The organism is Frankia sp. CcMO1, assembly GCF_977945845.1.
Genome location: NZ_CDWTMG010000268.1, coordinates 1 through 6,140, shown reverse-complemented (window position 1 = coordinate 6,140; position 6,140 = coordinate 1). Strand labels below are relative to the sequence as shown.

The following is a 6,140-nucleotide window of genomic DNA, read 5'->3' as shown; positions in this document are numbered from 1 at the left end:
GGGCCGGTATGGGAATCCCGTTGAGTCTTTTACTCTTGGCCCTCGGCGCCATCCTCGCCTTCGCGGTCCGCTCCGAACCGTCCGGGCTCGACATCACGGCCGTGGGCATCATCCTGATGTGCGTCAGCGCCATTGGGCTCGGCCTCACCCTGTACCGCGACCAGTGGCGCAGAAAGATCGTCGAAGAGTCGGCCGAGAACGGCGTGCCCGCGCTCATGCCGCTCGATGACGGCATCATCGTCGACCCGTCCGCCCCATTCGAGGCCCCGCACCGGCGCGAGCTGGGACTGGCCCCCGAGGAGGATCGTCGGCTGAACCCCTCACGCCACCCGGAGGCGACCTCCGGTGACGGGCAGCCGGCCATCCACGTGCACGTCGAAGGGGACCACCCCGTGTCGCCTCACTGAACCGTGCTCCTTCACCGGTCCGCCTGCCCACCGCCCGGTCCGGTTCCCAGGGCGGTCCGTGGGGACGGACCAGGGAACCGGACCGGGCGCTCGTCCGCGGGGTCGAGCCGGGATGGTCGGTTCAGGAGGTGCGTAGCGGCGGGAACGCCTGATCGAGCTCGTTGCGCATGTCCCGCTTGAGGATGTCGTCGGCATCCGAGGAGGACTGACCCTCGAGTAGGAACCGAGCCACTCGTAGGGTGAGGTCGACCCGCTCAGCCAGGTTGAGCGTGCCGGTGAACCGGCCGCTGGAGTTGGCGGAGGTCAGAACCTTGGCGACGAACTCGTCCGCGGCCTGCAGTGCCTCCACTCGCGTCATGGTTCCACCTCTTTGTGCCGGAAGCCGGTCAGAGGCGCAACCGTACCAGGGAGCGGAATCTGGGCTGTTGTGTGCCCCTCTTGCGTGCAGTGTGCCCGTTTGTGGTCAACTGGTGGATCCGATGAGCCGATCAGGACCAGGCGAGTGCCACCGTGGGATCAGTGAGGACGGCACCCACGTCGGCGAGGACCGCGGAGCCCAGCGCGCCGTCGACGATGCGATGGTCGAACGAGAGCGCCAGCTGTACCACCGTACGCACGGTGAGCTGACCCTCGTGCACCCAGGGCATCGGTCGGATCGAGCCCAGGGCGAGGATCGCCGCTTCGCCCGGGTTCAGGATCGGGGTGCCGATGTCGACGCCGAGGACGCCGACGTTGGTGATGGTGATCGTGCCGCCGCGCAGATCCGCGGGGCTGAGCCGGTCCGCCCTCGCCGCGGTGGTGAGGCCGGCCAGGGCGTGAGCCAGTCCGACGACGTCGAGCCGGCCGGCGTCCGGGATGGTGGGCACGACGAGCCCACGCGGGCCCGCCACGGCGATGCCGAGGTTCACCCGGTCGTACACATGTATCTCCGGCCGGCCACCGTTCCCCGGCCGGCCACCGCCCGCGTCCTCGACCCAGGATGAGTTGATCATCGGGTGTCGGCGAACGGCGATGAGCAGGGCTCTGGCGACGAACAGCAATGCGGTGATCTTGATTCCGGTGAACTCCGGCAGCGCCGCGATCCGGTCCCGGGCGGCCATCGTCGCCGTCGCGTCGACGGTGAGGAACTCGGTGACGTGCGGGGCGGCCGAGACGCTGGTGACCATCGCCTGCGCCATCGACCGCCGGATGCCGGTGACAGGCACGTGCCAGGTACGCGTCTCGGTGGAGAAGGTGGCCCCGGCGGGGACGACGCCGATCGGCGGGGCATCGCGCGTGGGCGGCGCCGCGAGGGGCGCGGTACGGGCGGTGGCACGCACTGCGGCCTCGACGTCGGCCCGGCTGATCGTGCCGTCCGGGCCGGTGCCGGCGAGGGAGGCGAGGTCGACGCCGAGGTCACGGGCGAGCTTGCGGACCGGCGGTTTGGCGAGCCCCGGACCAGCTGTGTGCCCCGGACCGGCTGGCATAGGTGGTCGTCGAGGGCGGCGCCGGCGGCTCTCGGCCGTCCTCGGCCCATAACCCACGAGGACTGGGGTGCGCTCGATGCTGCCAGCGTCCCGGGACGTCGGCAGGCTGTTCCCACCCGTCCCGTTCCCACCCGTCCCGTCGGGTTCGGCGTCGGCGGTCTGGATGGTCAGCAGGGGTGCGCCGACCGCGAGGGTTGTTCCCTCGGCGCCGTGGATCTCGGCCAGGATCCCGGCGAACGGGCTGGGGACCTCGACGACCGCCTTCGCGGTCTCGACCTCGACGAGGGGCTGGTTCACCGTGACGGTGTCCCCGACCTGGGCAAGCCACCGGACGATGTCCGCCTCGGTCAGACCTTCGCCGAGGTCAGGGAGCCGGAACTGTCGCTGCGTCACGGTAACCCCAGTCAGATAGCCGGTTGGTCGGTCCTCATGCTTCTCAGGATGCTCAGTACGCGAAGGAACGGTCCACGGCGTCGAGGATGCGGTCGACGTCGGGGAGGTAGTGGTCTTCGAGGCGGGCCGGGGGATACGGGGTGTCGAAACCGGTGACCCGCAGGACCGGCGCCTCCAGGGAGTAAAACGCCTGCTCCGTCACTCGTGCGGTGACCTCGGCCGACACCGAGACGTTGGACGGTGCCTCGTGGACCACGACCAGCCGGCCGGTCCGGCGTACCGAGTCGAGCACGGGTTCTAGGTCCAGGGGCGAGAGCGTCCGCAGGTCGATGACCTCCAGCGACCGGCTGTCGTCCGCCGCGCTGATCTCGGCGGCGTCGAGGCAGGTCCGCACGGTGGGACCATAGCCGACGAGGGTCGCGTCCGTGCCGGTGCGCACGACCCGGCTGGCGTGCAGTTGGGTGAGCTCGTCCGCGGGCAGTTCGGCGAGGGGGCGCGGGTCGACCACGCCCTTCTCCCAGTACCGCCGTTTCGGTTCGAGGAAGATCACCGGATCGTCGGACCGGATGGCCTGCTGGATCATGTGATGGGCGTCGACCGGGTTCGAGCAGGCGACAACCTTCAGGCCGGCAGTGTGGCAGAAGTACGCCTCCGGCGACTCACTGTGATGCTCGACAGCGCCGATCCCGCCGCCGAAGGGGATGCGGATCGTTACCGGCAGCCGGATCCGGCCGGCCGACCGGTAGTGCAGCTTCGCGAGTTGGCTGACGATCTGGTCGAACGCGGGGTAGACGAACCCATCGAACTGGATCTCACAGACCGGCCGGTAACCGCGCATGGCCAGCCCGATCGCCGTGCCGACGATCGCCGACTCGGCCAGCGGGGTGTCGATGACCCTGGCCTCGCCGAATTCCTGTTGCAGCCCGTCGGTCACCCGGAAGACCCCGCCGAGCTTGCCGACGTCCTCCCCCATGATCAGAACCTTGGGATCGGCGGCCATCGCCGAACGCAGCCCGAGGTTCAACGCCTTGGCCATGGTGACCGGGGCGCGGGCGACCCGCTCACCGACCTCGTCGGAGCGTTGCTCCCCGGCAACGACAGCCCCGCTGGTCACCGGTTCCCCTCGAGCACGCCCATCTCGTCCTCCACGCCGGGCCCCTCCACGTCGAACATGGCCGCCAACTCCGATCGCTGGGCCGTCACGAGTTCATTCTCAGCCACCTGCACATGATCGAACAGGCTGGTCGGGATCGGATTCGGCAGCGCGACGCACTGCGCGCGCAGCTCGTGCGCGAAGGCGTCCGCCTCGATGGCCAGCTGCCGCAGACTCTCCTCGGTGAGCAGGCCCCGCGCTGTCAGGTGGGCGCGCATCCGGTCCAACGGATCACGCCGACGCCACATGCCCAGTTCACTCTCCGGACGGTAGCGGCTGGGATCGTCTGCCGTGGTGTGCGGATTCATCCGGTAGGTCACGGCCTCCACCAGCACCGGGCCACGCCCGGCACGCGCGGTCGCCAGGGCCCACTGGGTCACCGCGAGACACGCCAGCACGTCGTTGCCGTCCACCCGCACGCCCGGGAAGCCGAAGCCGGCGGCCCGGTGGACGATCTCGATTCGGCTCTGGCGCCGAGCGGGCGCTGAGATGGCCCACTGGTTGTTCTGGCAGAAGAACACCAGCGGAGGCGCGAACACGCTCGCCCATCCGAACGCCTCGCTGACGTCGCCCTCGCTCGACGCCCCGTCACCGAAGTACGCAATGGCCGCGTCGTCGGTGCCGTCCCGGGCGATTCCCATCGCGTAGCCGGTGGCGTGCAGCGCCTGCGAGCCCACGACGATCGAGTAGAGGGCGCATCCGTGAGTGTCCGGATCCCAGCCACCGAGCGTCGTGCCGCGATAGATCGCCAGGATTTCCCTCGGCCTGACTCCCCGGCACCAGGCCACCCCGTGTTCCCGGTACGACGGGAACGCCATGTCGCCAGGCCTCAGCGCCCGGCCGGATCCGACTTGGGCCGCCTCCTGGCCCCGCAGGCTTGCCCACAGCCCCAGCTCGCCCTGGCGCTGCAGGCTGGTCGCCTCTTCGTCGAACCGGCGGATGAACACCATGTCCCGATACAGCCCATACAGGTCGTCGTCGGTCAGATCGGCGATCTGGGCGGCCAGATCGGCGGCTGTCCGGGGCGGGTCCGCTCCCGCGGCGCCCGCCCCGCCGGCGCGGGCTCTGGAGGGATCGGGCCCCGGCGCATCGGGCCCGGCTGCCGTCGTCGTGGACGCGGTGGTGATCCGGTGGCCGGCCGGGGTGAGCAGCTGCATGAGCTCCGTCACACTCGCCAACGATAGACCTTGGACGGACAGTGGCAACCGGATCCGGCGGTCCCGCCGTGACGAGTGACCATCGCTCCTGCTCGGTACGGTTGCGCGGTGACGAGTGCGCAGCACATGACCCGCCCGCCGGCCCGGCGTGAGATCGGCAAGGTGGGGATCTGGAGTGGCCAGTTCGACTTCTCCCCGGCCGCGGTCGTCCGGGAGGCGATCGCAGAACTCGACGATCTCGGTTATCCGACGTTGTGGACCGGTGAGGTCAAGGGGCGCGAGGTGTTGGTCACCGCCGCTCTGGCGCTCGAGGCCACCTCCCGGATGACGATCGCGACCGGGATCGCGCAGATCCTCGCCCGTAACCCGCTCACCATGACCGCTGGTCAGCTGGCCCTCGCCGAGGCGTACCCGGACCGGTTCCTGCTCGGACTCGGGGTGTCCCACGCCGAGCTGATGCACATCCGGGGCGCCTCCTACACGCGCCCACTCGCCCAGATGGCGGCGTACCTCGACGAGATGGACCGGATGGCGGTCGAGCAGTACCGGGCCGTGCCACCGCCCGGTGTCCCGCCACGGGTGCTCGCCGCGCTCGGTCCGAAGATGCTCGGCCTCGCCCGGGACCGGGCCGACGGCGCCCACACCTATTTTGTGCCACCCGAGCACACCGCTGCCGCCCGGGACATCCTCGGGCCCGACAAGCTGCTCGTCCCCGAGCAGGCGTTCGTCCTGCACACCGATCCGGAACAGGCCCGTGAGCTCGCCTGCCGGCACACCGGGTCCTATCTTCGGCTGCCGAACTACACGGCGAACCTGCGGCGTTTCGGGTTCGACGACGACGATCTCGCCGGCTCGGGCTCGGACCGCCTGGTCGACACGATCGTCCCCTGGGGGGACGCGGACGTTCTGCTCGGGCGGATCAAGGAGCATCTCGACGCCGGGGCCGATCAGGTGGCCGTGCAGGTGCTTGACTTCGACCGCCGTGGGCTGCCGCGTCGGCAGTGGCGCGAACTGGCACCGGTGCTGTCGGCACTCTGACGTCGGACGGACCGCGGCGGTCGAGCTCGGGATCATGGGAACGGCCGGGACGCGGCCGGTTTGCGAGTGGCTCGTCGTGGCGTGGTCGTCACGGAGGGGGGAGCCTGGCGTGGAGCGGGGTGCAGCCAGCCGGCGTGCTCGGTGCGTTCGGTGCAGAGGAGGGCGCACGGCCGTCGCCGGTGGCGTCGCCGTCATCGTCGGGTTCATGTTCGTCGCCTGTGCCGTGCCCTACGGCGAGGACCGTCCGAGGCCGACGCCGCACGCCGACGGTGCCTCCGCCACCACCGGTCCCCCGGCCGGGGCCACTGCGGCCACCGCGGGAGCCGCACCCGTCGGTGACGGCCCGCGGCGGCCGACGGGGCAGCCGGTCACCATCGCCTTCGGCGGCGACATCCACTTCGAGGGTGCTCCCGGTCCGCGGCTCGCCGCCGATCCGCGGACGGCGATCGGACCCATGTCGGCGGCCCTGACCGCGGCCGATCTCGCGATCGCGAACCTGGAGACGGCGGTGACGGACCGTGGCGCC

7 protein-coding genes are annotated in these 6,140 nt (G+C 70.6%); 3 read left to right on the top strand and 4 right to left on the bottom strand.

Translation table 11 applies throughout. The features are described from left to right. A partial coding sequence (locus AC08OU_RS21535) for a hypothetical protein (RefSeq protein WP_476605643.1) occupies positions 1-407 on the top strand: 407 nt, incomplete at its 5' end. Positions 408-528: 121 nt separating this feature from the next. Here the strand turns inward: AC08OU_RS21535 and AC08OU_RS21530 are convergent. The 4 genes from AC08OU_RS21530 to pdhA form a co-directional block, all read right to left on the bottom strand. After that, a complete protein-coding gene (locus AC08OU_RS21530) occupies positions 529-765 on the bottom strand; it encodes a hypothetical protein (protein WP_011434531.1) in 237 nt (78 codons plus the stop codon). Between the two features lie 130 nt (positions 766-895). Then, a complete protein-coding gene (locus tag AC08OU_RS21525) occupies positions 896-2,266 on the bottom strand; it encodes a dihydrolipoamide acetyltransferase family protein (RefSeq protein ID WP_462186447.1) in 1,371 nt (456 codons plus the stop codon). Between the two features lie 52 nt (positions 2,267-2,318). Beyond that, on the bottom strand, positions 2,319-3,380 hold the full coding sequence (locus tag AC08OU_RS21520; RefSeq protein WP_476600566.1) for an alpha-ketoacid dehydrogenase subunit beta: 1,062 nt from the start codon (positions 3,378-3,380) through the stop codon (positions 2,319-2,321). Next, entirely contained in the window at positions 3,377-4,576 is a 1,200-nt protein-coding gene (gene pdhA / locus AC08OU_RS21515; RefSeq protein ID WP_476600571.1) for a pyruvate dehydrogenase (acetyl-transferring) E1 component subunit alpha, read from the bottom strand. The genes AC08OU_RS21520 and pdhA overlap by 4 nt, the downstream gene beginning before the upstream one ends. 126 nt (positions 4,577-4,702) lie before the next feature. Between pdhA and AC08OU_RS21510 the strand changes: the two genes are divergently transcribed. Then, on the top strand, positions 4,703-5,614 hold the full coding sequence (locus tag AC08OU_RS21510) for an LLM class F420-dependent oxidoreductase (protein WP_462186461.1): 912 nt from the start codon (positions 4,703-4,705) through the stop codon (positions 5,612-5,614). Between the two features lie 205 nt (positions 5,615-5,819). Next, positions 5,820-6,140: CapA family protein (locus tag AC08OU_RS21505; protein WP_476605642.1), on the top strand; the 321-nt coding region annotated here is incomplete at its 3' end.

Coding starts and splice junctions, on each gene's coding strand:
- AC08OU_RS21530 (WP_011434531.1), bottom strand. CDS start 765: ATGACGCGAGTGGAGGCACTGCAGGCCGCGGACGAGTTCGTCGCCAAG.
- pdhA (WP_476600571.1), bottom strand. CDS start 4,576: ATGCAGCTGCTCACCCCGGCCGGCCACCGGATCACCACCGCGTCCACG.
- AC08OU_RS21510 (WP_462186461.1), top strand. CDS start 4,703: ATGACCCGCCCGCCGGCCCGGCGTGAGATCGGCAAGGTGGGGATCTGG.